Source organism: Bradyrhizobium sp. CCGB01, assembly GCF_024199795.1.
Classification (GTDB): domain Bacteria; phylum Pseudomonadota; class Alphaproteobacteria; order Rhizobiales; family Xanthobacteraceae; genus Bradyrhizobium.
This window is the reverse complement of the sequence record NZ_JANADK010000001.1, coordinates 530,359-555,902: the sequence shown is the minus strand read 5'-3', so window position 1 is coordinate 555,902 and position 25,544 is coordinate 530,359. Positions and strand designations below refer to the sequence as shown.

11 protein-coding genes are annotated in these 25,544 nt (G+C 57.9%); 5 read left to right on the top strand and 6 right to left on the bottom strand.

Annotated features, from left to right (window positions below; genetic code table 11):
• Nucleotides 1-2: 2 nt before the first annotated feature.
• Nucleotides 3-7,580 carry an apolipoprotein A1/A4/E family protein gene (locus NLM25_RS02450; RefSeq protein ID WP_254135898.1) on the bottom strand — a complete coding sequence of 2,526 codons (7,578 nt, stop codon included), beginning with the start codon at nt 7,578-7,580 and terminating at the stop codon, nt 3-5.
• A 492-nt stretch (nt 7,581-8,072) separates the two neighbouring features.
• Here NLM25_RS02450 and NLM25_RS02445 point away from each other — a divergent pair, with 492 nt between their 5' ends.
• The 5 genes from NLM25_RS02445 to NLM25_RS02425 all read left to right on the top strand — a co-directional run bounded on the left by NLM25_RS02445 (nt 8,073) and on the right by NLM25_RS02425 (nt 16,329).
• Nucleotides 8,073-9,011 carry a hypothetical protein gene (locus NLM25_RS02445; RefSeq protein WP_254135897.1) on the top strand — a complete coding sequence of 313 codons (939 nt, stop codon included), beginning with the start codon at nt 8,073-8,075 and terminating at the stop codon, nt 9,009-9,011.
• Between the two features lie 21 nt (nt 9,012-9,032).
• Complete coding sequence (locus NLM25_RS02440) at nt 9,033-9,761, top strand: hypothetical protein (RefSeq protein WP_254135896.1); 729 nt, start codon at nt 9,033-9,035, stop codon at nt 9,759-9,761.
• 9 nt (nt 9,762-9,770) lie between these two features.
• On the top strand, nt 9,771-10,799 hold the full coding sequence (locus tag NLM25_RS02435; protein WP_254135895.1) for a hypothetical protein: 1,029 nt from the start codon (nt 9,771-9,773) through the stop codon (nt 10,797-10,799).
• Complete coding sequence (locus tag NLM25_RS02430) at nt 10,792-15,096, top strand: phospholipase D-like domain-containing protein (RefSeq protein ID WP_254135894.1); 4,305 nt, start codon at nt 10,792-10,794, stop codon at nt 15,094-15,096. The genes NLM25_RS02435 and NLM25_RS02430 overlap by 8 nt, the downstream gene beginning before the upstream one ends.
• 174 nt (nt 15,097-15,270) lie before the next feature.
• On the top strand, nt 15,271-16,329 hold the full coding sequence (locus tag NLM25_RS02425; protein WP_254135893.1) for a DUF2252 family protein: 1,059 nt from the start codon (nt 15,271-15,273) through the stop codon (nt 16,327-16,329).
• A gap of 199 nt (nt 16,330-16,528) precedes the next feature.
• Here NLM25_RS02425 and NLM25_RS02420 read toward each other — a convergent pair whose 3' ends face one another.
• From NLM25_RS02420 to NLM25_RS02400, 5 genes are all read right to left on the bottom strand, one after another.
• Nucleotides 16,529-18,520 (bottom strand): hypothetical protein, encoded by a 1,992-nt coding sequence (locus NLM25_RS02420; RefSeq protein ID WP_254135892.1) that lies wholly within the window; start codon nt 18,518-18,520, stop codon nt 16,529-16,531.
• Nucleotides 18,517-19,434, bottom strand: coding sequence for an AAA family ATPase (locus tag NLM25_RS02415; protein ID WP_254135891.1), 918 nt, complete (start codon nt 19,432-19,434; stop codon nt 18,517-18,519). Before NLM25_RS02415 ends, NLM25_RS02420 begins: the two co-directional genes overlap by 4 nt.
• A 12-nt stretch (nt 19,435-19,446) precedes the next feature.
• A complete protein-coding gene (locus NLM25_RS02410) occupies nt 19,447-22,536 on the bottom strand; it encodes an SUMF1/EgtB/PvdO family nonheme iron enzyme (RefSeq protein WP_254135890.1) in 3,090 nt (1,029 codons plus the stop codon).
• A complete protein-coding gene (locus NLM25_RS02405) occupies nt 22,533-23,504 on the bottom strand; it encodes a serine protease (protein ID WP_254135889.1) in 972 nt (323 codons plus the stop codon). Before NLM25_RS02405 ends, NLM25_RS02410 begins: the two co-directional genes overlap by 4 nt.
• A 1,398-nt stretch (nt 23,505-24,902) precedes the next feature.
• A complete protein-coding gene (locus NLM25_RS02400) occupies nt 24,903-25,127 on the bottom strand; it encodes a helix-turn-helix domain-containing protein (protein ID WP_254135888.1) in 225 nt (74 codons plus the stop codon).
• Nucleotides 25,128-25,544: the final 417 nt, after the last annotated feature.

Here is a 25,544-nt window from a genome sequence, read left to right as displayed (position 1 = left end):
GCTCAGCCCCTTGCCTTCTTGAGCTTGTCGGCGGCTTGCTGCAGCCTTTTGTCCTCCGCCTCTGCGTTGACGCTCGTGCTGACCGTCGTCTCGGAACGTCCGCCTCGGAGCTTGTAGTGAACATCGGCCCTGGCGTGGATTTTGAAGAAGCGCGAAATGCTGATCGTGACCGACAGCGTGCCGTCGGCATCGGCCTGACCGTTGTCGCGGTAGCTAATGCGTAGCAACAAATAGATGCCGACCGTGACGATGCTGCAGACGGTTACGCTGCCGGCGATGACCAGCACGAGCCCTATTGTCAATCCGCCACCGGACCGCCCGATATGCTTGCGGTAGGTAATGCTGATGCTGAGCGCGATGAAAACGGATCCCGAGAACGGTCCAAACGAAAGACCGAGCGTCGCCGATCCTCCGGCGGCCGCCTCGACGGAGACCATAAGATCGTTACGGAAGGGCTGGTATTCGGCCTCGATCTGGATGTAGCCAGTCCCACCAATGACGAATATCGAAAAAATGAATGGCATTTCCGGCCGCGACAAGCTGAAGCGGTCCGCGATGATGAAATCCGGATAGGCGAGAAGCTGGAAACGGTTGGAAATGGAAATGTTCGACACGCCGCTCGTGCCGAACATCAGGCTTATCGCCGGCAGCGCGAACTCGTGCTCCAGTCCTACCGGAATCCCGTCGCGCTTGATGACCTTGAGTCCACCTAGTTCATCGGGGAATAGACTGGATAGCAAGTCTTGGATGAACTGGAAGGACGGGTTGAGCTTGATCCGCGATGGATCGAATTCGACCTTGAGGCCGCTCTCCCTTGTGAAATGAAACGCAAGCGACTGGAACGTCACCATGGACTGGCCGCCGACGACCATGTCCAGATTTGCGTCGACGCGACCGAACCCGGTTTGGCTCACAGTTTCGCTGTCTTTGGAAGCCTCCAGCCTGACCTGACCCGTCACCCGCATCTCGACGAGGTCGGCCTGAAACACCTCGAGAGAGAACAGGCTGCACCGTCCGGGAACCGGCAGATTGATGTCGACCTGGACCCATGCCTTCATCTGGGTCTTGTCGAAATCATGCGTAAGTCGAATCGAGTCACCGGCGCCGGCCGGCATCTTGAAGCCCTTGGCGAGCTTACCGAAGCTGGAGCCGCCGAGGTTTGAGAACACCCTTGGAAAGTCGAACGAGGAAATGTCCGTGACGGCGCGTATTTTGTCGCCGATGGCGTCGAAAGGTAGCGCGATTCCAAGCGCCTTCAGTTCGTCGCCGAGATGGTTGAAGAGAGCCGTCGCGCGCGTGGTATTGATGATGTCGCTGGCTTCGTCGAATCCGGCGCGTATGCGATCGATATCGGCTTTGAGCGCCGCAATCTCGGGCGCCGTGGTAACCGCCGAATAAAGTTTGAGGATATTGCTCGGTGCAGCAAGGGGATTGGAGACATCGACTTTCGAGAAAGCGTCCATGACTCGGTCGCCATATCTCCGCGCGCTCTCCACCGAGCGGCCTAGATCGTTCTGGATGCCCCGGACGGTGTAGTCCAGGGCCTGGACTGAAGAGACCAGTTTTTCGAGACCTTTATAATCCTTGGCATAGTCGTCGAGCCCTTTCCCCAACGGGTCAACGAGTTCGTCGAATTTCTTTTTTACATAGGTTTCGGCGTCGCCTTTCAGATCCTCGAAATACTTCGCCACCGCATTCGCATCTTCCACAATCACCGAACAAAATGCAGAAATCTCGGTTATGGCGTCCAAGGCATCGCTTTTAAGACCGGCGACGATGTCCTTTACTTCCGTGCTGAGCAGGGTCAGACGTTCGGCCGCAGACTGCCTTAGTTCTTTCAAGGCCGTCGTATCGGCTTTCAAGCTCTCCGGAAGCGGCTTGAGAAGATCGTCCAGCGCAGGCTCGATCACCTTCTTACGCAGAACGGCTTCCATCAAGGAATTGGGCGCTAGCGCGTCCTGAATGCCTTTCAGTGCCTTGGCCGCGTCATCGGCCAAGGGACCTACTCGCGCACCAATTTCCTTCACTTCGGTGCGGATCGTACGCAACGCCAGATCGAGCGAATCGACGACTTCCTTTACCAGGAGGTCGATTTTGTCTCCGATGATCTCGATCTTCCGCGCCAGCCAGCGGCCGAACACGCCAACTTGGACCTCTATACCTGCAAAGATGCCGTGGAAGAGACCATCGATTTGCTCAAAGCCAGCATCACTCAGCTTTTTCGCAGCCTCGGTCAGTTCCGTGACGATCGGCTCGATGCTCTTGACGATTTCGTCCAGTTTCACCGCCAGCTCGCGGATGCCCGAAACCGCCGATGCCGCGGTGTCCTTGTTGAGCTTGTTGGCCGTGGCGCTCAACTGTTTGGCCTGATCAGCCTTGGAACGGACGGCAACGAGCCCGTCGTCGGCCCTCCGCAACGCCCCTAGAGCCGCGTCCTTCAACTCCTGGAATTTAGGATCATCGATCTGGTTCGTAACTTCCGTGCGAGCTTTCGCAATATCCTGGCCAGCTTGATCGAGAACGCCGTTCCCCTTGAGAAGCTCCACAAGTCCGGAATCGACAGGCGCCAGAAGATGGTCGATCAAATTCTCGATTGTACTTAGTTGATCCAGCGCGGCGGCCTCGGCCCCTCCCACGCCGCTCAGAAACTTGGCGAGATGGCCGCCGATCGCCTGACTGGCGTTACCGAGTTCCACTCCCAAACGATGTTGCGCCTCGTCGATCGCGCCATGCACATCGTCAGCCACGCTGCTGATGGCAGAATACAGCCCAGCCTGAAATGAGGCGCGTCGGGAGGGAGACCACGGCTTACCGCGATCGTAGGAAGCTGCAAACTCTCGCACCCGCGAGCGGGCTCGCGCGACGATCGATTCGAACTCCGCGTCAACGTCAGCGATGATCGCGCGTGCGGTCTCCACAGCTTCCTCGCCACGCCCGACGTCCGTACTGGCCTCGGTGAAAACCGGTCGAACTAGATCGATGACGTCGTCTGCAAGCAACTGGAGGAGATTTGTTTTGGTTGGCTCAGTACCCGAGGTCAGGCCCGTCAATTTTCTCCAGGCGTTCTCGACCGCCGTATCCGCGTCATTTTCCCAGACCCGAATGTTTTCGACGATCAACGCGGACTTGCCGCGGACCATCGCGAGGGCGTCCTCCTTTAACTTCTCGCATTGCTGCTGACCGCTTCCGATCAGCGCGCTCACGTTCTTGACGGACTGGCTGAACTTCTTGGCGTCCTCAAATGCGGGGCCGACCTTCTTGGCGATCTCCTTTTGAAACTGGCCGGTAATCTCAGCCCTCAGCTTCTGCACGGCGGTACGCACCGGCGCGAGATCTGGCGGCAGATCGGCCTCTTTGGGCGACTTGATCGCTTTCGCTGCGTCTATGACGTCCTTGATTGCGGCCGTATAGGCGCCGACGTTCTCTGGTCCTGCGCCACCGTCCGACGTCCAGTAGCCAGTGCCGATGATCGCAGCATACGCGGCAGGATCGCCGATCGCGGACTTGACCTTGAGAACGTCCTTTAGGTCGTTCGGAACCTCCGCGATCTTCTGCGTGCTACGCATGAACGTCACGGAATCCAGCCCGACGTAGACTGGCTTGGCTGAACGTCCAGCATTGAGCGCGCTCTTGCGGGCGGCAGGCGCCAGTCGCCAAGTGAACCGGCTGACGCCGGGCAGCACTCGGCTGACGCTGGGGCGGCGCGAGGAAGCATCGAGCGGATCGGTCGTCGACTTCGCGTCAACGATTGCCGCCAGGTTCGTCGACGACGGCGCGTTGTTGTAGTCGACCACCTGCCGAACCTGCCACACATTGGTGTCACTGGTGCGCGCGGAAAAATCGGCAAAGAAATACAGCTTCTCGGGATCGCGGGTTTCCTGGGCCACTGCCGGCTTTTCGCCGTCACCTTCCGCAGCAGTGACGAACGCGACGTCAGGCATCGGATAGACCTGCGGCCGCTGGCGCGCGCTCGCGCGATTCCACAACGGAATTTCCCAACCGAACTTGCCGACATCGCGGCTCCAGGCACTGTCGACGTTGATGATTCGGGAGTTGAAGCGTACGCGATCAAGGAAACCGGTGCTGCGCGATACCGCCTCCGGAAAATCCGGATAGCCGCGATCCCATTCGATGAACTCAACGTATTCGCGCACCTTGCGAAGGATCGGGCGCCGCGATCGATTGCCCTTCGGATCGTCCTCGTAGAGTGGCGCAAACTGCGCAGTGGGGTTTGTCGTTCGTTCGTAGATGACGACATGTTTGGCGCGGTGCCAAAGCGCTCCGACACGGCCTATGACCTCGACCTGTTGACGCTGCACGAACCCATTCTTGGTTTCGCTGATTATGGAGACGATGCCATTGAGGAACTCCGCCTTCTGCACCGCGTCGCCGCCCAGCGGCGACAAAGCGATCCCCTCGATAGAACCACCGTTTGACTCGGGCCGTTCGAGCAGTGCACGGAAGAGATTGGCGGACTCCACCGGCCAGAGCGCGCCACCGCTAAGACCTTGGGGGTGGAAGCGGATCGGTTTATCCGCTGGCGCATTGACATAAGCGGCGGGGCTTTCGAATTCGTCATTACGGCCTTTCACCGGCGCGCGATGCAACGCGGTGCTGCGAAGCGCAAAGGTAACGCCATCGGAGAAGCGCGCCGGCGCGAAATCGACCGCCGACCCCGGATCGAAGGCCCAGACCTCGAGCCGCTCGGGTCTTCGCGAGACCGCACTCGCCAGCGCATTCCAGCGCTTGGCGAGCGCTCCAGCGGAGTCGTGGCGCGGTTCGCCCAGCACGCTTCCGGTCAGCGCCTGGATTTCGGCAACCCGAGCCTGACGCGCCACGCCGCCCTCGCGCGCGACGTCAATGCCGACGGCAAGGCCATAGAGGAACTCGCCACGCAAGGCAGCCAGGCGCACGCCTAGCCCTGCTTCGCCGCGCTGACGAAACAATTCGTAGCTTTCCCACGCGGGCATGAAATAGCCGCGTTCAACGTCACTCGGGCGGACCCATATCTCGGTCGATGGTGTCAGCCGAAATTCAACCGCCCTGCGATGAAGGTCATGCCAGAGCTTCGGATCGTACTCCGGATGATTGATGTCCCGGGCAGGAGCGTCATCGTCGAACGGTGGTACCGGGCGCCTGGCGGCAACGGTCCCCTCAGGTAGATCGTGGATATGCAATCTGCGCGGCTTGTCGGCACTTTCGCCGATCACCTGTGGTGGCAAAGTGTAATGATAATGCTCCGCCACCTGCTTCAACGTCCAGATGCGGTCGTCGCTGGAATAGGCCGCTACGGCAGCATTGGCGGCATCCCCCCGCGCGCCGATGCGTGCTTCGGTGAAACGCAATACCGAAAACGGCTCCTGAGAGAGCAGGACGTAGTCTCGTCCGCTCGTTTCGGCGTTCTGATCGTAGATGCTTGCAGTCAGCAACCGGTCATGAGTGGCGGAGAGTTGCTCCTCGAACTCCAGCACGAAACCGGCGGCTTCATCCTCACTCCCGAGCGGAATAAGCAATGGCCCCGGTCGTCCGGTGCGGTCGCTGCGGGGAATATCGACGCCAACTGGCTGGATCGCTTCGACGCCGAGCTTGGCCGACAAAGAGACAGCCGTCGGCGTCTTGCTGACGAGGCGCGCACCGCCGGTGCGGCCGGCGAATCGTACGCCCGGTCCGCCGGTTTTCAACCTGTCGGGCCTGTTGCTCTCGTCGGTCCCGCCATCGCTTTGATGCAAGACCGTTTCTGTGTCGAAGCCAAACTGCAGAGAGGAAAGGCGTCCGGCGAACTTGGCCTTTGCCGGCTTCTGTCCCCAGCGCATTTTGAAGGAAGCGAAATATCGGACCTGGTTCGGATCGAACTGGATATCGGAGTTCACCCATTCCCGGTCCGTGGACAAAAGAAGCGGCAAGCGACGCTTTTGAGCCTCGCCGAGAAAGAACGCCGGAAACGTCGCAGACAGCCGAAGATCGGATGATGTCTCACTGGGTAAGAGATCCCGCGCGTCGGCCAGCGAGAGACGCGCCGGCCGTCGCAGCGGGCCATCTGATCCCGCCAGCAACAAACCTTCGATATCGAAAGGAGTTGTGCTTGTGCGATCCGGGAGCTCCATCGCAGGAAGCGACAGCCCGAAGCGCACCGTCTGGTCGTCCACGTCGACCGACAGATTCGGCAGAAGCGATTGCGGCTGCCCGCCCTCGGCCTGGCGAAGCGCAACTTGCAGCGCCGTCATTGCAGCGGCCGCCTCGCTCAGCGTCCCCCGGTGATAGTCTCCGCTTTCATCAAGATCCGCCCTTGCGGCCAACGGTCCACTACCGAGCGTCTCGGTCCAGTGAAAGCGCAGGGTATGTCGTAGCGTCCAGTCGGACCTGCGATCCTTCGCCCATATCTTATCGGTTGGAATGGACCAGGACAGTGTAACGTCGGCGAAGACCTTCGGGGAATCGATCCGCAGGACTCCTCCAATCTCCTCCTGCAACCTAAATCCGAAGCCATCGGCATCCCAGCTCAGGTCGTCGGATTCGCCGTGCGAGCGTGTCGCGACCGCGAGCCGATAGACGAGACTCCCCCTTCTGTTTCCTTCCGTGCTCTTTTCGGCTTCGTCGAGCGGTCGTGGAAATCGTATGCTGAGGTCTTTCTCATCGCGGCTGCCAAGAGCGAGTCCCGTGAAATCTTCGGGATGAAATCTGAAACCGAAGCGCCGCAGGATCTGGAGAACAAAGTTGGTCTCCATGACCCTGTTGCCGAGATTTGGATCTGGCCAGAAGTGCTTGACCAGGACCGGCGTATGACCGTTGACGAAATTCCCGCGACAAACAGCAAAGCCTCTCGAGCTCTCATTCCCTCCCGAACTGAAACCAAACAGGCCAAGCCGGCGATCGGCTGCACTGACATTGAAATACTCGTTCTGCTCGAACGTTCTGGTCCGCTTTCGGCCCGAGGCCCCCATAACCAGCACGTTGATGCGGGTCAGTGCGGTCCGCTCTTTTCGCCTAGGCAGGTACACCGTCGAAAGCGGCAGAGTTGCTGGGTTGAGCTCTCCCGGTGCGGATCGGCTCGTTTGCGGGAAGGGCACCGGCAATTGGAGGTCGAAGCGAAAATTGTCGTTCCCGCTTTGGCCGATGATCAGCGTGGAAAAATACGTCGGCTCATTGGTGTTGTATCGGCATTCGCGCACCAGAGGCCAAACCGTTTCGGGAGCTTTTGGCGCGCTATCGAGATACTGTTCAAACAGGAAGGCGCCGCGGAACGCCAGCTTTCGCTCTCCTTTTTTTGCCGGATCGAATATCCACAATAGAGTTTCGTCCGCGTCATTGAAGCGCGAGCTCGGCTCGGGGATCGAATAGACATTGTCCGCTTTTTTCGGAAGCTCGGCCGGACCGCTGTCCGGCTGAACGGTGCCGGGCCGCCACCGCAGGAAGGCCTTGTATTCCAGATCTTCCGGCGTCGGGTTCACCGGATTGGTCTTGAGCTGATCGAAGTGAATTTCGACCATGCCCGCCTGCAGCTTCGGTGGCACGTCGTGGTCGGGCGGATCTGGAAGCGGTGGCCATTGGAAAAACCCATAAAGACGAAAAGCAAGAACCATCGCCTCCTCCCCCGAGACGCGAGCCGGACGCAATATGTCCGACGGACATTGACGCACAAAAATCGCCGCAGTTCAATTTTCCGTTGCAAACCGAAGTCAAACGGACCTAGACTACCTTACATTGAAATCAAGAAAATTGGACTGTCTCGACGGATAATCTTGGGTCTGGACCGAGGGCGGGTGTTCGACACCTTCGTCTTCACGCATCCATTTGGAATTCGATGGAGCTGGCGGGAGCGATCACACTGGGATTGGTCGTCGGGTGGCTCACTGTGTCCGTACACTGTCCGCCTGACCCTTCGCGATTTCGTTGGCGCGCGCTCTTTTTCGCGATCTTTTTCTGGACGTTGGCCCTTCTGCTCGCCTGGAATTACACCGGCTATCCGGGCCTGCTGCACTGCATTGCCGGATTGATGACAGGCGCCGCAGCGCTGACGATGTTGCGATACTCAATCAGGATGTCGAATCGAAGTATTTTTCTGGGGGAATGAGATGGATCTGAAGACTTACGGGGCTTTTGCTTTCGGGATGATACTCGGTTGGTACTTGTACTACATCAATCGATATCGCAAAGGCGATGTACAGATTAGCGACATTACGACTGTCGTAGGAACCATTGGTGGCGCTGCTGTTCTCAAGCTTTTCGATTCAAGTACAGACTTGTTCGGTGCCTACGGGATCGGGCTTGCAGTGGGCTTCTTCCTGTACTTCCTGGTATTGATCATTCTTGTTGGCGTCTCGGATAACTTCAGCGCCGATTGGTTTCTCGATGGGCGTAGGCGCAACCCAGGACCCGACTATGGCTATGGCCAGGATGTGCGCGGTACCGTAGCGGCGATGGACATTGAGCCGCCGGGATACTCGCCACGCTTCCATGGTCAAAACCCGGGCACGGTGCAGAATTTTTATCTGGCCCCGGACGCCGCCAAGCCGGTGGCGTCCGCGCTGGCCCCGCCGCCCGCGATGGCAGCCCCACCGACGATGGCAGCGCCAAACCCGAACAGCCAAAAGGTCATCGATACCTGCAAGGCAGTTTGGCCGGAAAAGAAGGACGCTTGCAACTTCTTCGCCATCGAAGTCGCCAGGCAGCTCAATATCACATTGAGTGGTACCGCCGATCAAATCGTTGACGAGATCAAGGGCGCCGGTTGGACGAGCATTGCGAACGGTCCCGCTGCCCGTGATGCGGCGACGCAGGGGAAGTTCGTTATCGCCGGAATCAAATCGGGAGACTTCACCGAGCCGCGTCTAGAAGGGCACGTCGCGGTCGTCGTGGCAGGCGCACTGAACCCCGCAGGCTGGGCACCGGCCGGCTATTGGGGAAGCACCGATTCGAATGTGGCGAGTAAGGGCGGCAGCGGAGCCCCGATAAGCCAGTGCTTCCGGGCGGAAGACAAGGACAAGATCGTTTATGCGTCGAGGAATTTTTGAGCCACAAGCGGAGTTCCGACAATGGACGACACGCATTTTTGCTCCACCATCGATCACGTCGAGCAGGCTTCACCAACGGCTCGCCGCGGATTCAATGCGCGCGCCGCAATGCTTAATCGTGCTTTTTGGGGCCGGGGCGCTCGCCTGACCGTCGGTTTCCTCGAAGGATCTATCGCGTTACATCGACGGGTCGAAGCCATCGCGCAACGCTGGCCGACAGAAAGTAAAGCCGATTTTACGTTCGAGTTCTGGATCGACACACCGCGCGACCCTAAGCAAGCCAACATCCGGATTTCCTTCAGACCGGACAAGGGATCGTGGTCCGTTTTGGGGAGCTACGGGCGCGGCGTCGATAGCAACGCTGCAACGATGAATCTTGGCTGGATGACCGTCGACCTTCAGGAGGAAAAAGCTCAATCCGTGGTGCTTCACGAATTTGGTCACGCGCTTGGCCTGATCCATGAGCATCTCAATCCAAGCCAAAGAATCGATTGGAACGTTCCCAACGTCGTTTCCGATTTGAAACGCACTCAAAATTGGGATGATGCGACCATCCAGGCCAACATGTTCGCTCAATTTCGACCGGACGAAATATTTGCCACCGACGTGGATCCGCTTTCCATCATGATGTACCCTATCCCGCCACGATGGACGAACAACGGATTTACAACGCCATTCAACTCGCGTTTGACCGAACAGGACAAGGCACTCATTCTTCAAGCCTATGGTCCGCGTTCGCCCTTCGCGTGAATCCGTAACATGCCCCCCACCCCGACCGATCCCGATCGCGCTCTGGTAGTGGGGATCGCGAGTTATCCAAAGCTTGGCCTCAAGCCGCTTTTAGGACCAGTCTGGGACGCCAAGCGGATGGCGGATTGGCTCGTGACGTCTGCAAAGGCGCACGTAACGCTGATTACGTCGGACGGGACCGGAAACAACTCGTGGACCGTTTCCGACATGCGCCCCACGCCGGATGACGTGACGCAGGGCTTTATAAGCTATCTTGCTGAATCGCAGGGCAAACCAATTCAGCGGCTCGGCAGAAGACTATACGTTTATATGGCCGGGCACGGTTTCATGCCCGAGCCCAGAAATTTGGCCCTCATTACGGCCAATGCGCTTGGCGATAGCTGGATTCCGAACATTCAGGCCACCTCCTGGATCGATTGGTTCGCCGACCAGCTCTACTTCGATGAGTACGTGCTCTTCATGGATTGCTGCGCCACGCGCACGTTTCTTTACGATGGCGGTAAGCCGTTGCTGAAGAAGACGGCCGCACGTCAGGACGGCCGCGGCAAGGTGGTCATGGGATTCGCAGCTGGCCCGACGCTCGAGTCTTTCGAAGGCCCCATCGGTCCCAAGGGCGAGATAGGGGGGCTTTTCACCAACAGGCTTTTGCGGGGTCTTGGCGGTGCGGCCGCGCACGGTGACGGCGTGGTTCGCACCTCGGGTTTGATCTCGTATTTCAAGAATCCGCATGGGGTTGTCGGTAGCAGCGTGGTCGCTGACTCAGGCAACGAGCATCCGGTCGATCCCATGTTTCCGGAGCGGGCAGAACTTGAGTTCGCCAGCGTCCCGCTTCCCAAATATGTCTTCAAGGCTGCGCTCGCCGATGGCGTCGTTCTCGATATCTGGGATACGGACGGACGGCGGATCGCAAGCGGAGCGATCGCGAATGGAGCCGTGACGCTGCCGCTCGGGCTTGGCATCTATCGGGCTCAGGCACCAGGCTTCTCGCGGCTGTTTGAAATTGCCTCAGGAATCGCTGCGGAGGTGATTCTTGCCTAGACTCACCGTATCAAGCCATGCCGACGCACAAATTCTCGTCATGGATGCGAAACTGCAAGTCATTCACCGCGGCGTGGGTGACATAAGCGTCGACTTGAACCGCGGGCTGTACAAGGTCAAGGTTGCGCGAGGCGGGGGCACTGTGGAGCAACTGCTGGACCTCGACTCTGATCAGGGTGTCTCTCTCCCGGTCAACGAATTCCCGGCGATTGCGCCCATCGGTCCAATGCTGGGCCCCGACGGTAGCAAGGTCGAAGCGCTCGCGACCGCGGCCTTCACAACTCGGACGGCCAGCGAACCTGGCCATGATGCCGTGTTTTCGGACCGCGCCGACGAACCAGGCCTGCTGATCATGGGCCATCACATCACTGAAGGCGCGATCTGCGCTCATCCATTGAGCGGTCTGCGAGTTATGCCATGGCGCCGCGATGACCTGGCCTACAACATCGCGCAAAGCAACAGCACCGTCAGTCAGATAGGACGGGAGCGGTGGGGCGCTATCTGGCTCCCCTATATACCCGGATGCTATCTGCTCGAAGTATCCGACGGAGCTCAAACCGTCAGGCAGACCATTCCGATCGCACCTAAATGGCAAACCAGGATATTCCTGCGTAGACGCAACTGGCTGAGCGCGCGCTCCAGCTCTGAAGGCGACGCTGCGCGCCACGAGTGGATCGACGTATCGATCCAGATGTCACCCCCCAAGAGTTCCGTGGTGTATTTCGACCACTATGAAACGATCGAGGTGGCACGCAATGCGCTGCAAACGACCCAGCCGATCTTCGTCTCTCAGAACCTGATCGACAATCTGCTTTGGGGAAAATACGAAAATCCAATCGCCGGAATTACGGGGCTGCACCTTTATCTCGAGGCCGCCGAACGCTCAGATAACCCTCAAGAAGATTTGGCCACGGGCCGCGAGCTGGAAGTGGACCCGAAGAATAAACCGGAAGACGTCGCGCGCGAAGTAGTTGCTAATTTGATGAAGCTTGTGGGTGAGTCACCCGATCTGACAAGTGATCTCGTTGCATTGAAGGCGCGTGCAGGATTGCTGCCCCGGGAAACTGTAACGATTACCAAACCGCCAATGTTTTGGGTTAGCTGGAAATATCTCTGCCAACATGCGGGACGCGAGGGACGCATCTGGGTGGATCCGACGTTATGGAATACAATTGCAAGTTCCGCGGCTTGGGGCCCCTACATTGTATGGGAGCCGCGGGAAAACAGTTGGCAGGAGTTGCTGCGCCGTCAGATATCTTACAGACCGCCGGCAACTGCCGATCCTGAAGCGCCTGCCATGTTGGGTTCTCGCCGGCGCGAGGGCGACAAATCTTCTTCATTGAAGTTGCAGTTTCTGGATGAAGAAAATGTGGCCGCAAGCCTCGGGGTGCCGTTCTCAGTTACTAATGCCTCGTTGCGCGAACATCGCCGCCGACCGCGACCGCTTGCAAGAGTGTCGTCGACGACTGACACCTTTGCATCTGGACGATCAACGACGGTTAAGGGGAAGAACATGGCTCATCCAATTCAATTCGGCTTGACGCCGGAAAAGATCAGCAACTGGCTGCAAAACCTCGAGCGCTTCGACCCGGATCTTGCCAAATCGATCAACGCCCGCGCTGCCGCCATGCAGCCGGCCGCGCGCCAAATGATGGGATTGGAGGCGGCCGTCGCGGAAGCGGCGCCCTCGCTGGATGTGCCGATAACGATCGAAACGATGGTGCGCCCTGGTCGGCCGGTGGTGCCGATCAAGGCAGACACGGTTGTGGGCTCGCCGGCGTTCATTGAACCGCCGGACGGGGTGATGATGGTGCAGCGGCTCTTGGCTGCCGCCGACAAAATCAAGCCGGTCATTCCACTCGTAGGCCGTATCGATGTCGCCAATTTCCCACGAAATACGAGCTTCATCGGCACCGGTTGGCTGATCGCGCCTGACATCGTCGTCACCAATAGCCATGTGGCCGAGTTGATCGGCCGCCGCGACGGCCGACGCTTCACCTTCCTGCCTGGTCGGTTCGGCGATCCGATCGTCACCACCGTGAACTGGAAGCACGAGATGGATAGCGACTCGAGCATCGCCAGTCCGGTCGAAAGCATCATCTTCATCGAGTCGCGACAGGTTGCCGACATCGCGTTCCTGAAGATCGGCCGCCGCAGCGATGGCGCACAGCAGGACCGCGTCCTGCTTGCCGACACCGATGCTGCCGCGGGCACATCGGTGGCCGTCATCGGCTATCCGGCACGGGCGGGGGAAGATGTCATCCCTGATCAGGCCTGGATGGAACGTGTGTTCGGCGGCCGCTACGACGTCAAGCGCGCCGCGCCGGGAGTCGTGATGCCGAATTCGCGCGGCTGGGCGACGCATGATTGCACCACGCTTGGCGGCAATTCAGGCTCGGCGGTCATCGACCTAGCGACCGGCAGAGCAGTTGCGCTGCATTTCGCTGGCGCCTATGTCCTGGAGAATTATGCCGTGCCGGCCTCCACCATCCGCAACTACCTGAAACGGCGACCGTGGGAGACCCCGGAAACGATCGTAACCGACCGCAGCAGCGGTCAGGCAATTGCCGGCGTAACCCAGGCACCACCCCCGGCGGCGGCAGCAGCCACGGGGCAGGCCGCCTCCGTCTCGATCACACTTCCCCTCACGATTACCGTCTCGATCGGCACCCCGGTCGCCGGGAGCGGAATCGCGCAGGCAGCAGCGGCAACGGAGACTGCCTCGATTGAGGACGCGGTGCGCCGCTTTGCGGCTGCCTTTCGTGGCGACGGCATCCTTACCGTCCGCTCCGGCCTTGTCGTCAGCAACGGCGAGTTCACCGAAACGTCCTGCGTCAATGTTGTCACCCATCCCGACAAGATCGCCGCGGTGCGCGCGCGCGTTCCCGCGGCGTATCTCGGCCACCCCGTCGACGTTCGCATGGCCGGAATCGTCGACATGCTTGGCGGCGCGGACCTCGTCAGCGAGGCTGCGGTCACCTCGATTGCCTACAACGATGATGACCGGACTGGGGCCAATTTCAGTTTTGCTCAGGTCAATGAAGAGATGGAGCTGACCTGCTGTGTCGGTCCCGAACGCAGCTGGTCGGTATTGTCGGACTACATCGCTAAGGCCAAGGGCCGCATGGTGTCCTCGATGTACGAATTCCATGCAGAGCACATCGCTGACGCCATTCAGGAGCGGCTTGAGAGCGGCATCAAGATGGATCTGGCCCTCGACAACGCCACGCGCGTTACCAGGGCAGGCGTCGGTGATGGCGACTTCAATCGCAAGACCGTGTTCCGAAATTGGGCAAGGAATTTCAACTTTGATCGCATCTACGTGCCGGAGGGATCAAACGGTCTGATCGCCGACTCCTACCACATCAAGGTGACGGTGGATGACGATGATCGATTCTGGCTGTCGAGCGGCAACTGGAAGAATTCGAGCCAGCCTTATATCGACCCCGCTGACCTCAACGATCTCCAGGCCATCAGGGCCAAGAAGGGAAACCGTGAATGGCACGTGGTGATCAAGAACAAGTCGCTTGCCACCCGCTACCGCAGCCACATCCTCGCCGATCTGGAGTTCTCCAAGGAGAACGGCGGGACCGAGGAGGCGGTGATCGAGGATGTCTTGGTCGACGTTCCCCTTGCGATCGAGGAGTCCATCGCATTTGAGCTGGAAGCGCGTGCAGCATCGCGCATCTTCGATCCGATCACGATCAACCGCCGCGTCAAGGTCAAGCCGCTGCTGACACCTGACAGGAGGGGAAAGGTCTATACCGATGCCGTGCTGGATCTCATCGAATCCGCGGAAGACGAGCTGTTGTTCCAGATTCCCTACATCAACTCTTTTAAGGAAAGTGCTGCAGGCAACCTCGAGAAGTTGGTGAAGGCGCTCATCAGAAAGTCGAAAGAGATAGATACCGTGCGGGTCATCCTGCGCTCGGACCACGGTACCTGGATCCCGTGCGCTGAGGATCTCAAGAAGCGCGGCCTTAGCCTAAACAAGTGCCTTCGGCACCTGCCAAGCACGCACACCAAGGGCATGATCGTCGACGGCAAGCGCTGCCTGGTCGGCAGCCATAACTGGAGCGGCAACGGGGTTACCCTAAACCGCGATGCGAGTCTCCTGTTCGACGACAGCGACGTCGCCCAGTATTATCGCGAGGCATTCGAGCTCGACTGGGATCGTGCATCACGGCCCGTCATTCCGGAATCTGCGATCACCGAAGCGCCGCGCATCGCCGATCCCGAAAGCGCGGTCCCACAAGGCTTTCGCCGCACGACGTTGGAGGAGTTTCTTGAAGGGTAAAGGTGTACGTGGTGCCCGCGCGGTTGACGAAATTTTCCGCCGATACCAGTCGGCTTCTGGTCAGGACCGGGTACGCTTATACCGAGGCGGCGCTCACTTCCGGTCGGGTTCGAATTTCCAATCGCTGCGATCTTGGCTTTGACCGTCTTCCGGATGTCGGACAGAGGGCTAAGGATGTCTTTCGTAGAGGAAAACACGGCCTACGAGAATTGGATGAGAACGGTCTGCGACGTCGTCGAGGACGATCTCGAGCGTAAGCACGACCGAATGAGCAAGAATGCCTTCAAGTTCCTGAGGGCCACGTTCTTCCGGTGGGCACACGCCGTCAAGGCAACCGCTCCCGAAATCTTGGGACTGCCTGCTCCTCTCGCCGTCGGCGACGTCCATGTCGAGAACTTCGGGACCTGGCGGGATGCTGAAACGAGGCTGGTATGGGGCGTCAACGACTACGACGATGCCGCCGAGATCCCGTATGCCTCCGACATCCTCAGGCTTACGGTCAGCGTACGTCTCGCCGACTTCAGCGTCGGAAATCGCGAAGCCGCGCAGGCAATCTTCGAAGGCTATGGCGACGGACTGCGCGACCCCGGTCCCACCCTGCTCGACCAAAAGGAAATGTGGATGAGGGACTATGTCGCGGTCACGGACAAGCAGCGCGAGTCGTTTTGGAACGAGATCGACGAATATCCCGACGCAAGCCCGTCGTCAGAGGCGAAAACGGCGCTGCGCGCGAGCCTCCCCGCGGGGTCCGAGCTCGAACGGTTCGCGCGCGCCAGCAAGGGAGGAGGCAGCCTCGGGAGACCGCGTTTCGTTGCGGTCGCGCGATGGCGGGGCGGTCGCATAGCTCGCGAGGCAAAGGCGTTGATATCATCGGGCTGGGACTGGGCGGCCGGAAACCCCGACCGCGCGAGCAAACTGGACGACGTCATGAACGGGGTCACTTCCGCACCTGATCCCTTCCTGCGTACGGCTCGCGGGTTCATCGTACGCCGCATCGCCGCGGACACGCGAAAGCTCGAGCGTGACTCGGACTTCGATCAAAAGCTGGACACGAAGCTATTGCGGGCAATGGGCTCTGAGATTGGATCGATTCACGCTTCGACGTCGCGGCTTAGGCAGGCGATCCTTGACGATCTCGAACGGAGGGATCCAGGCTGGCTTTACGAGACGGCCAAATCGACGGCTTCGGCGGTCGAGGCCGATTTCGAAGAATGGAGCGCTTCGTACGCTTGAGTCACCGCGGCGGAAGGTGCTCCGTCGCTGGTCGTTGGCTTTGGGTCATCTCTAGCGGTCGACCACAGAAGATAGGCGCTCGGGGTCGGCGTCCGCGCGCATGGGTCGCAGCTCCGTTGAAATCCTTGCCCGAGACGGGCAGTCGACGATCGAGGCAGGGACGTTCGGCCATAAATGCAATGAAATTTGAGTTAGTCGATCAGCCTAAGCCCAACTTACTCACCGTCGCAAATATTCGACTACGTACTAGGTCTACCGGAACAGTCAGCTCGACGGATAGGGTGAATGACAACTTGGCGCGTTCAACGGAGCTGAAGCTAGAAAGGGCAATCGGAATGATCTTCACTCCGCAATGTGCCGCAAAGGGCCATACCGAAGCAGGTATATTGTAGTCCTCTGGCTTTACGACCATTACCCCTCGTCGTGCTGCCAGCACCGCGGTTCGCATCAAAATTTCAGGCCAAGATAGATCACCCGCGCAAGTTTCAAGCTCGTGGAACACGCATCCGGCCTCAGTTTGATGAAAGTAGGCACCATGATCCCACTTCTTCAGGCGACTCTTCATCTCATTGGCTGGTACAGGGGCTTTCCAAACTCCTTCCAAATCGAGCACTCCATATACCTTCTGCATGCGGAGCCTGAATGATCCATCTTGAGCCCGAAACGGGATCTTTTCCTGAGGGTCAACGGCACGGGACTGGGAAGGAACCGATATACTCATCTGTTCTGACTGCGTGCATTCGAGTCCGGCCTCTACGTCGGGCCTAAGGAGCCAAACTATCGGCTCGTGCTTGTAGTCGATGTTCGTCCGCTTTAGCCGACGAGAAACGACATAGACTTTTGGCACGACGTTTTGCGACGCACGCAAAGTGCGACGAACATCGATTCCCCCCTCAATGGCGCCCCTAAATTCTCGCGTTTGGGCTTCGCGTTCACGCGATGCCGCGATATATGCAGCTTTTGATCTCATATCGTCCCAAATCGAACGTTGGACAGTCAGCGACTTCGACTTTGGCCGGCGTTTAGGTGGAGGCTTTGGACGAGGCTCTGGCACGTATCCACTCGTCTCGCCGCCGCAGGACCGGGAAACAACGCCCCGCATGACGGGCTGCGGCTTGACAACAAACGTACCCTTCATAACCCCCTTGCGAATCTTTATTCGCTCAAGAGTTAGTTGGTCTTGATACTCCCCCAATCTGTAAATCACTTTGCTGGCTATATCGTCCCCAAGACAGCTACGGCACACTTCGCCCAAATCACTAGGATTTGGCATAACACGACGTCTCGATAGCGTGAGCCTACGTAGGTATTCTGCGAACACTTTTACCCGCCGCGACGAGGGCTTATCATCCAAGTCTGCATAGCCGAACCGCCAGACCAAATTTAGAAGCTCTTGATATGGCTGAAATACCGCATTGCTCTTGGATCTTGAACGCTGAAATTCTTCAGTGAGCCTAGGAAACTCCCCCAGATACTGGAGCAGAGCGTGAGTCGTCGGCTTATCGATCTCATATATTTTGTCCGGGCTAACGACAGCCCTTGAGACACTTGGTGCGCCCGTTGCAGTTACAATAAGCTTCGGCAGCGCCAAGTAGTGCTGGGCCTCGCAGATCACGAGCACTCGCCGATAGTTGCGATGCAACCGTCGCAGGTTTGCTGCCAGGAATTGTTCGCGCCAAGTATCCGTTGGTTCAAAGCGGACGGGCGGTTCGGCGCACAGCTGTCGGATCAGCTCAATATAGCCTTTGCAGCCGATCAATGGCTCCAAAACGAGCGTACTATCCGGATAGAAAGGATGATCCGCACACCGGCGAAGTGAAAAATCATCCGGCGAGATTTCAGAATCGATGTAGGAAAGTGAAACATGATGCTCGATTGCGAGGCGCATCGCCTCCGCAAAGGCATCGGTGGGGGAAATTGCAAACACCTCTCTCGGTGCTACCGCGCCCCACGAGGCATACAGCAGCGTTACCGGCAAGCACCCCTCTTTCTGGCCGCTCAGAATTCGTTCGCTTTCTTTGCCGATGGACATAGGCAGTGCAATGGCCACCAAGTCCTCATCTGTCCACGGACGATCGCGCGCCAGCTCAAAAAATGCACTCCGGACACAAACCGCAAACGACAATTGATGCCGGACTACCGGTACGAAATGGAGATTCTGGAAGCGAATTGAAAATGCTTCCGTTTTCATTGGGCAGACTCTTCCAAATCAGATTGCTCTTCGTCAGGATCCTCGGCGGCCTCGTCTCCCTTCCGCTTTACTCCGACTTGAGCACTCGCCGTGCGTATCGTATCCAAGGACGATGCCTTTTTTTGCCTTGACACGGCCATTGCGTACTGAACGAGGGTCGTCGCCTGCCGCGTAGAGAGCTGCGTCTTAGCCTCTTCCTCATACCACTTGCGAAACGCGTCGAGGAGCTCCTTTGGAGGCACCAGCTTGTTCTCCAGCACAGCAATGAGGTCTTCCACCGGCAAGTAGTCAATCCGAATTACTGGCAGCGTACGTTCGTCAATGTACTCTGGCAGAGCTCCCCGTGCCGCCCCCTCAGGATTCATGGCACAACAAAATCGAAAAGAACCCCGTTTCAGCTCATCCGGTGGAGCAATGTCGCGCGCCACCAATGCCGAGTAGATCCGTCTTCGTTCGTCGAGAACCGATGCTAGTGGCGCAAGTGTTCGCTCCGGCACGCGGTTGATCTCGTCAAAAAAGAAAAGCGCTCCTTTCCTTAAGGCTGTAACCAGCGGACTCGCGTTATAGGAAAATCGCATCGCGCCCGACGCACTCTCCTCAGCATCGGGAACCAATACGAGCGCGAGGTCTTCAGGAGTCAATTCTTCATGACCTTGTATGACGTAGAGTGGCCGGTCCAGTTGCCGCGCTAGTTCATACACAATCTCATTCTTTCCGACACCCGGAGGCCCCTCAAGCCTGAAATTCAGCGGCGGCAGATCATCGATCATGATCTTGGTCTCGCCATCGATGCCCCAACACGCAAAGCATTGTTGAAGTTCTGCAGAGCGAGCTATGAATTTGCGGGACTGTATATGAAATGGTGGCGAGAGTCGGAATCGTACGCCTAGTTCTTCACCGTCGTATTCGTTCACGGGCCCATCTCCTCAGTGAAATACTTGTTGCGCGACCTTGCGAGTTCGGCACAAGCGAAAACCCAAGCGATCAAAGCGGATCGCCGAATCAAACACCGTTCCTATTGCGGCCCAGACCGCGCTACTTTGCTCGCGCACGGGACCACCCTTTACAACAACCTCTTCCGAGTCAGTGCAGCACCATTCCCAAACGCCGCCAATAAGGTCATGAAGACCGATCTCATTGGGATCGAATGCGCCAACGGGAGTCTGAGTGAATAGTCCTCCTCCGCCGCTCGCTATCGAATGCTCGATTTGACGTCGGTAGGTTGTATCATCAGCCGCGAGTGCTGCTGCGACACACTCAAACAGCTCCTGGATCTGCTCGTGGGATCGGGCGGGTCTTCGGGACTTCGAACGAAGCATGATGGCAATTACAGAATCGGCAGCCTCGATCAATCCCGATGCACGATCCCATTCATAGTGAAACGGCAGCCGAAAGTCGTATTCTTTGTCTTTTCTAGTGAGCCACCGACAGAAGGCTCGGGCTTCGGAAAGTGTAACCCCTCCAACTGGGTAATTGGCCTTGCAGACCATTGGGTCCCTCCAGGTCGAGGGACGCGGATTTTCCTGTCGAGCAGCCCACTCCCATGCGTCTCCCCAGAGATCAGCATCCGAGTATCCACCGTCCCGAACAAAATGCCAAAATTCCAGATTTGTCACGGGATACCGAGATATATCGACTTTCTCAGTAAGCTTTCTGAAATTGTCTTCACTCAGCCGAGGATCCAAAAAAGAAAGCGTCTCTAGATTTGCGACCCGCTCCCGCAAGCTGTCCGCGCTCGACTCGATGAGGCGCCATGTTAGCTTGAGCTCGACGTCGATCTCCTTTGCTCGTGAAACAGGAATTTGCAGTAAGCATTCACAAGCAAGCCGCTCGTCGCTGCGCGCCATCCATTCGACCAACCTCTGTTGGGATTCTTTTCTTAGCATACCGAGCAAAATGACGAGTATGCCCCTTATCGAGAACAGTGGTTGTTCCATCTGCAGCTGGATTAGCCGCTCCTCGCGCAGACGATCATTGTTCAGCCGACAGAGAGCTTCTGAAATGAAATAGTCCTCTAACCATTGATGCATAAATGAAATGCTATCGCCGGCGCGGACCAGAACTTTCAATCCGATCAGACGCTCAATTTGGCGCTGATTAGCATTTATTGTGCGGCCCGCTCTCAGATCTAACGCAAGATTCGGAAGCAACTCTTCAATGTAGCGCCGGAGATCTGACTCCCGCTCCCTTCTTAGCTTTATTTGAACATGCAGACGTATGATTTGATGTAGTGCGATGTATCCGCTGGCACTTGTTTGTTCTGGTAGTTGCCCCAGACGACCAGCTTCAATCAAGCACTTCACTATAAATGGGTTACGCGCAACGGGCGGAAGAATCGTCGGTTCAATTGCAAACAGGGCTTCAAACAATCTATCGAAATCTCCAGAATGAACAGAATCCCCATCAGCCAACTCGGCGTATTGCTTACGTGTTAGGTCCTCCAATTGGACCACAGTTACGGTACCCCGAAGCACGCACGCATCTGTTAGATCCTGTTCTGCGAACGGGAGACAAGCAATGAGATAACCAGCCCCCATAAAGTTCGTTTGCAGTTCGCGGATCATCGCACCGCCGTGCTCCAATGACACCCGCGTTGCGTTGATCAACAGATACAATGATGAACCGAGAACCGCCGACATGTCATCAGGCGTCACTGCCGAAAAAAACTTATGCGCGTAGAGGATTTGCCTTCCGGTTGCAGCAGCAGGGAATGGGTTCTCATTCCTTTTCAACTGCTCTGCGAATGCGTGCGCCAAGGTCTCGTGGTGCTTGTGAATATCAATCGTGATCGGAATCCATGCCGGCGGACGTATGCCTTCCACATATTTTCGGGGTAATGCCCAAGAATGAGCAATTGACGGCAACAATGCGGATATGCCTTGGCCTATATCACTAACCAAGATCCCTTGTGGGACTGTACGAGGAATCTCGACTAAGTCGTCAACAAAGCCGACGATCCCACTGGCACGCTCGTCGTCGGCTGATATCTCGAACAAATTCGCGCATCGAGGCACAGGCTTATTTTCTTGACTATAGACAGAAATGAGCTCCAGGCGAAATGCGAGCTCCCAAAGCTCGTGCGCAGCAAAGCTCGCCGCGAGCCGAAGTGCATCATCTGCGCTTCGCCGTCTCCCTGGATCAGCGCTCCGGCGTCTGAGGAACTCACGAGCTATCCAGCGTCCGATGGGACTGTTAACTTCAACAAATGGACGGTAAATCTCCTCAACTTCTGAACAGAATGCATCATTGACACTGGGCGCGGTGAACTCAAAGAGAGGAAGGACTTCCCAACACCATTCCGAGGCCTGAAGGCTCGCGGCTATCTCCGGGTCGAGGAGAACCCAACGGGGAATGCCAGCAACGGTTGGCCCGTGACGATCAACCTGCAACGATCGAAGAAACGTCTGTGCCGTCTGGAGGGATTCAGACTCTCTCTCTATAGAATTCGCAAGCGGTTCATCAAGAATAAGCTCCTGGATGTATTCTGCCGACTCAAGCCGGCCGAGATGGCGTGCGACACTAGTTACAAATACGACCGCATCCTGACGAAAGTGGGCCAATATCAGCAATGGCGTCCCCGGAGACTCCGCCCACCATCGACGTGCCAATTCGGCCAGTGTCAGTGACTCTCGCGAATCCGACGACCCAAGCGGCCGAAGTCGAATTGACGTATCATCAAACGCCGATTCGGGTAGTTCCTCTCGATCTAATGCACCAATTGGATGCACGGCACCACGTTGAATCTTCTGCATCCGAACAAAATCATTGTAAGCTTTTCGTAGAGGCAATGCGCTCGCTTCTTCTGCAGCGCAATCCACCACAAGCCTTAGCACTCCCCAGGAAAATAGCTTAGGTAGAATTGATGCCCAGGTGTCTGCCGGAGCGCCCTCAAGGTCAAGATAGACCAAGTTAGGAACGTAAAGCCGCATAAGGAATGCGCGGATGGAACTCGGCGAGGAAAAGCGCTCCGCCAGCAATTCAGCAAGTCGATGCACTCTTCCATTCGGAATCGTCATTTCGAGAATCCGAGGTACGCCTCGTAAAGCACGGCAACCGCGATGCCCTGGTTTCTGAAGTGAACGCTTTTTCCTGGCCCGTTCGGCTCCGCTAGCCATCCGCCTGCGTGGTGCATGGCAACCAAACGCCACTCACTGTCGAAAACGGGCGAGCCCGAAGAGCCCGGCATTGTATCTGTAAGATATTGGATTCTTGTAGAATCAACGTAGGCAACGACGTTGTGATACAGTGCAATCTGCTTCGGGCCTCCAAGAGGGTGCTGGATGATATTCACGTAATCACCTTTTTGGACGAGCATCGGCTCTAGCGTGATTGCACCCCAACGGCTGTTTGCATCTCCCTTCAAGCGGACCAATGTCCAATCGTCTCCGCCTCGTTTGGGTGACGTGGCAAAGCCTTTGCTCGGATCGAGAGAGTAGCGTTCCGAGCGCTCACTCAAACCCGTTGCCGTCTCTTGCAAATTGAATTCAACAAACGCAGACGCAGCACTGTCCCTTGACGCGACCACGTGATTATTCGTCATTAGGAGATTGTTTTCGATCAGGAAGCCGGTGCCCAAACCATTCGCAGTGGCCACCCGACCGACGGCTCGTGAGACGCGGAGGCCCACATCCAGAAAGGCGATGGGAAGAAAGGTGGGCTGCGCTCCTATTACTTTTTCGAACTCGCCTGCGCCCGCATGCCAAGCGACATCCCGACCCACAACTGGGCTTAAGTCGCCAGACTGCGCAGCCTTCAGCGCACTTGACCAGTCTATTTCGGGAAACTCGGAACGCGCGCGTTCTAGCACTAAGTCGATTTTGCTCCTTAACCGAGCTTCGTCCAATAGGCTGGTCCACGCATCGATGGCGGGGCCACCTAGATTTACATGCCCTAGCTTTATACCGGCGCGCTTCGCGAAAGCAGCAGCACCATCGCTAGATGGGATCACACTGACAAACAAATCTACCAAGGGCCCGAGCTTCATGGATGTCCTGAGCCGCCAAGGGTGAGCACCAAGCCAAATCAACGCCAATATCCGCTCGCTCACGCGAGGTTCAACATGCTACCCAGGAGCGAGGGCCATTGGCAAGACAGCTTCGTATCTCGCGCTGCGCAACAGCACGGCCCCACGAACGGTCGGGCTCGAGCCTAAAACCAAGACGAGCCCCAACGCCATCAGCAGCACGCCAAGCCAGCCAGCTCGCCGTCATCGGCGATGGGAAAGGCGACCGAGGCGCGTAGGCGGCAACCGACACGGTGGCAGCCCGCGGTCGCCAGAAGTATCCCCAACTCGACCCGGCCCGGGATGGGATGGGGCGGGCGTAAGCTGATCCGTCGCGGACATGGGGACGACGGGCGACGACGGCACGAAGACTGCGGCTCGGGTCTTGAGGACGGGAGTGGCATCAGCCACCTTGAACTCGGGCGTGGGCGGCGTCGCCTGGACCGCTTCCGCCGGTGCGGAGCGCAGCCGGTCCGTCCGCGCGTGCATCCACGACCGCCTTTCGCTTGTGCAGCGCGGTCACGTGCTTCTCGTCAGCGGGCATACAATGCCTCGTGGCGTGACGATGAGGCTTTGTCACCGTCACGGTCCCCGCCGCGGCCGGGAACCGCGATGGCCGTCGAAACGATAGACCCGGTACCGGCCATCAGCCGTCGACTTGCCAGACTGCGAGCGGCACCCCTCTGCGGCGGGAATCGGCGCGATGGCTTGCCCTTTGAGACGCATTGAACAAGTCGGCGAAGGGAGAAGACGCAGGGAATGTCGAGGGACCTGCGAGTGAAGCGAAATCGCAAGTGACCGGATATGAATATCCCCGGCGGTGCGCAAGCGCCCGTAGGCACGACCTTTGGCGGCGACCAGGTCCCAATGCAGCTCAAATCAGGCAACGCGGCGGATCCATTCTGGCCCAGAAACGAGATCTGGACCGAATTCAACGCCAGCCCTGTAGCGGCGCGGGAGAAGTTCGGAATAACCCGGCACCGCCGGTCACCTAACTTGACAGAACTTTTCCTTACAAAGCGACCATCGGCAGCAGCAGAAATGCCGCGAGTTCCAGGGTCTTTGCTTACTCTGACAGGAATCGCAGAGCACTATGCGGGTAGTGCTCACTGCGGCCATTTTGTCGAAAGTGTAAAGCAACCATTGATCGAGGTGTAAGGGTCCCGCAGCGTATCCGCCGCCGGACTTTCTTCGCCCGCGAACAGGTCTTCTGGCAGGCGGCGTGCTCCCCCCTTTCTTGTCCTCCTTCTTGCGCTGTAGCCCCGCTCCCGGATGTCGCTGAGCAGGCTCACGGGCTAAGAGCGAGTCCGACAATACCGCTCCGCAGCTGGTCGAGTAAGTATGGGGCAAGATCCCGTCTATTGCGCCGCACGATCCATGCTACCCAGCGACAAGATCGGCAACATCGACACGGAGAGCGGCGGCAATCTTGTCCAGCGACTCTAACGTAGGATTAGCTTGAGCAAGCTCGAGTGCGCTGACAAGCGCCTGACGCACCTTCGCCTCGTTGGCGAGATCGTGCTGCGACCACGATCTTTCGGCCCGCAACCGCCTCAGGTTGCGCGCAAGCAGCCGCTTAGTATGAGCAGGATTGCGTCGCCTCATCCGTCAGGATGATGCATTTGCGCGGAATTTACGCTACACGCTTTACCGTGTAATACGCGTCCAGCGCATAGTGTCGCCAAACTATCGGGATAGCCGACGCGCTGCCCGGGCCGTGGCCCACATCAACATCGAGAGCGCGTGCCGGCACTTGTGTCCAGCACCGCAGAGAATGCGGCACTCGTAACAGGGCAAACTCGGCGCCGGCCCCCAGAATGCATCACATCTTAGCGCTTCTCGTCACGAGAAGCGAAAATGAATTTGCCGCTCAGAAAAAAAATTCGCTCATCAGCTGGACGTTTGGCCGTGGAGGTTGGTAATCTTCAGCCACGTCCTACTGAACGATTGACGAAGTGGATTGGCAGCGGTTGCCAAGGACACAAAGGAATACTACTTCACGGCAATAGCGCATGGCGCTCG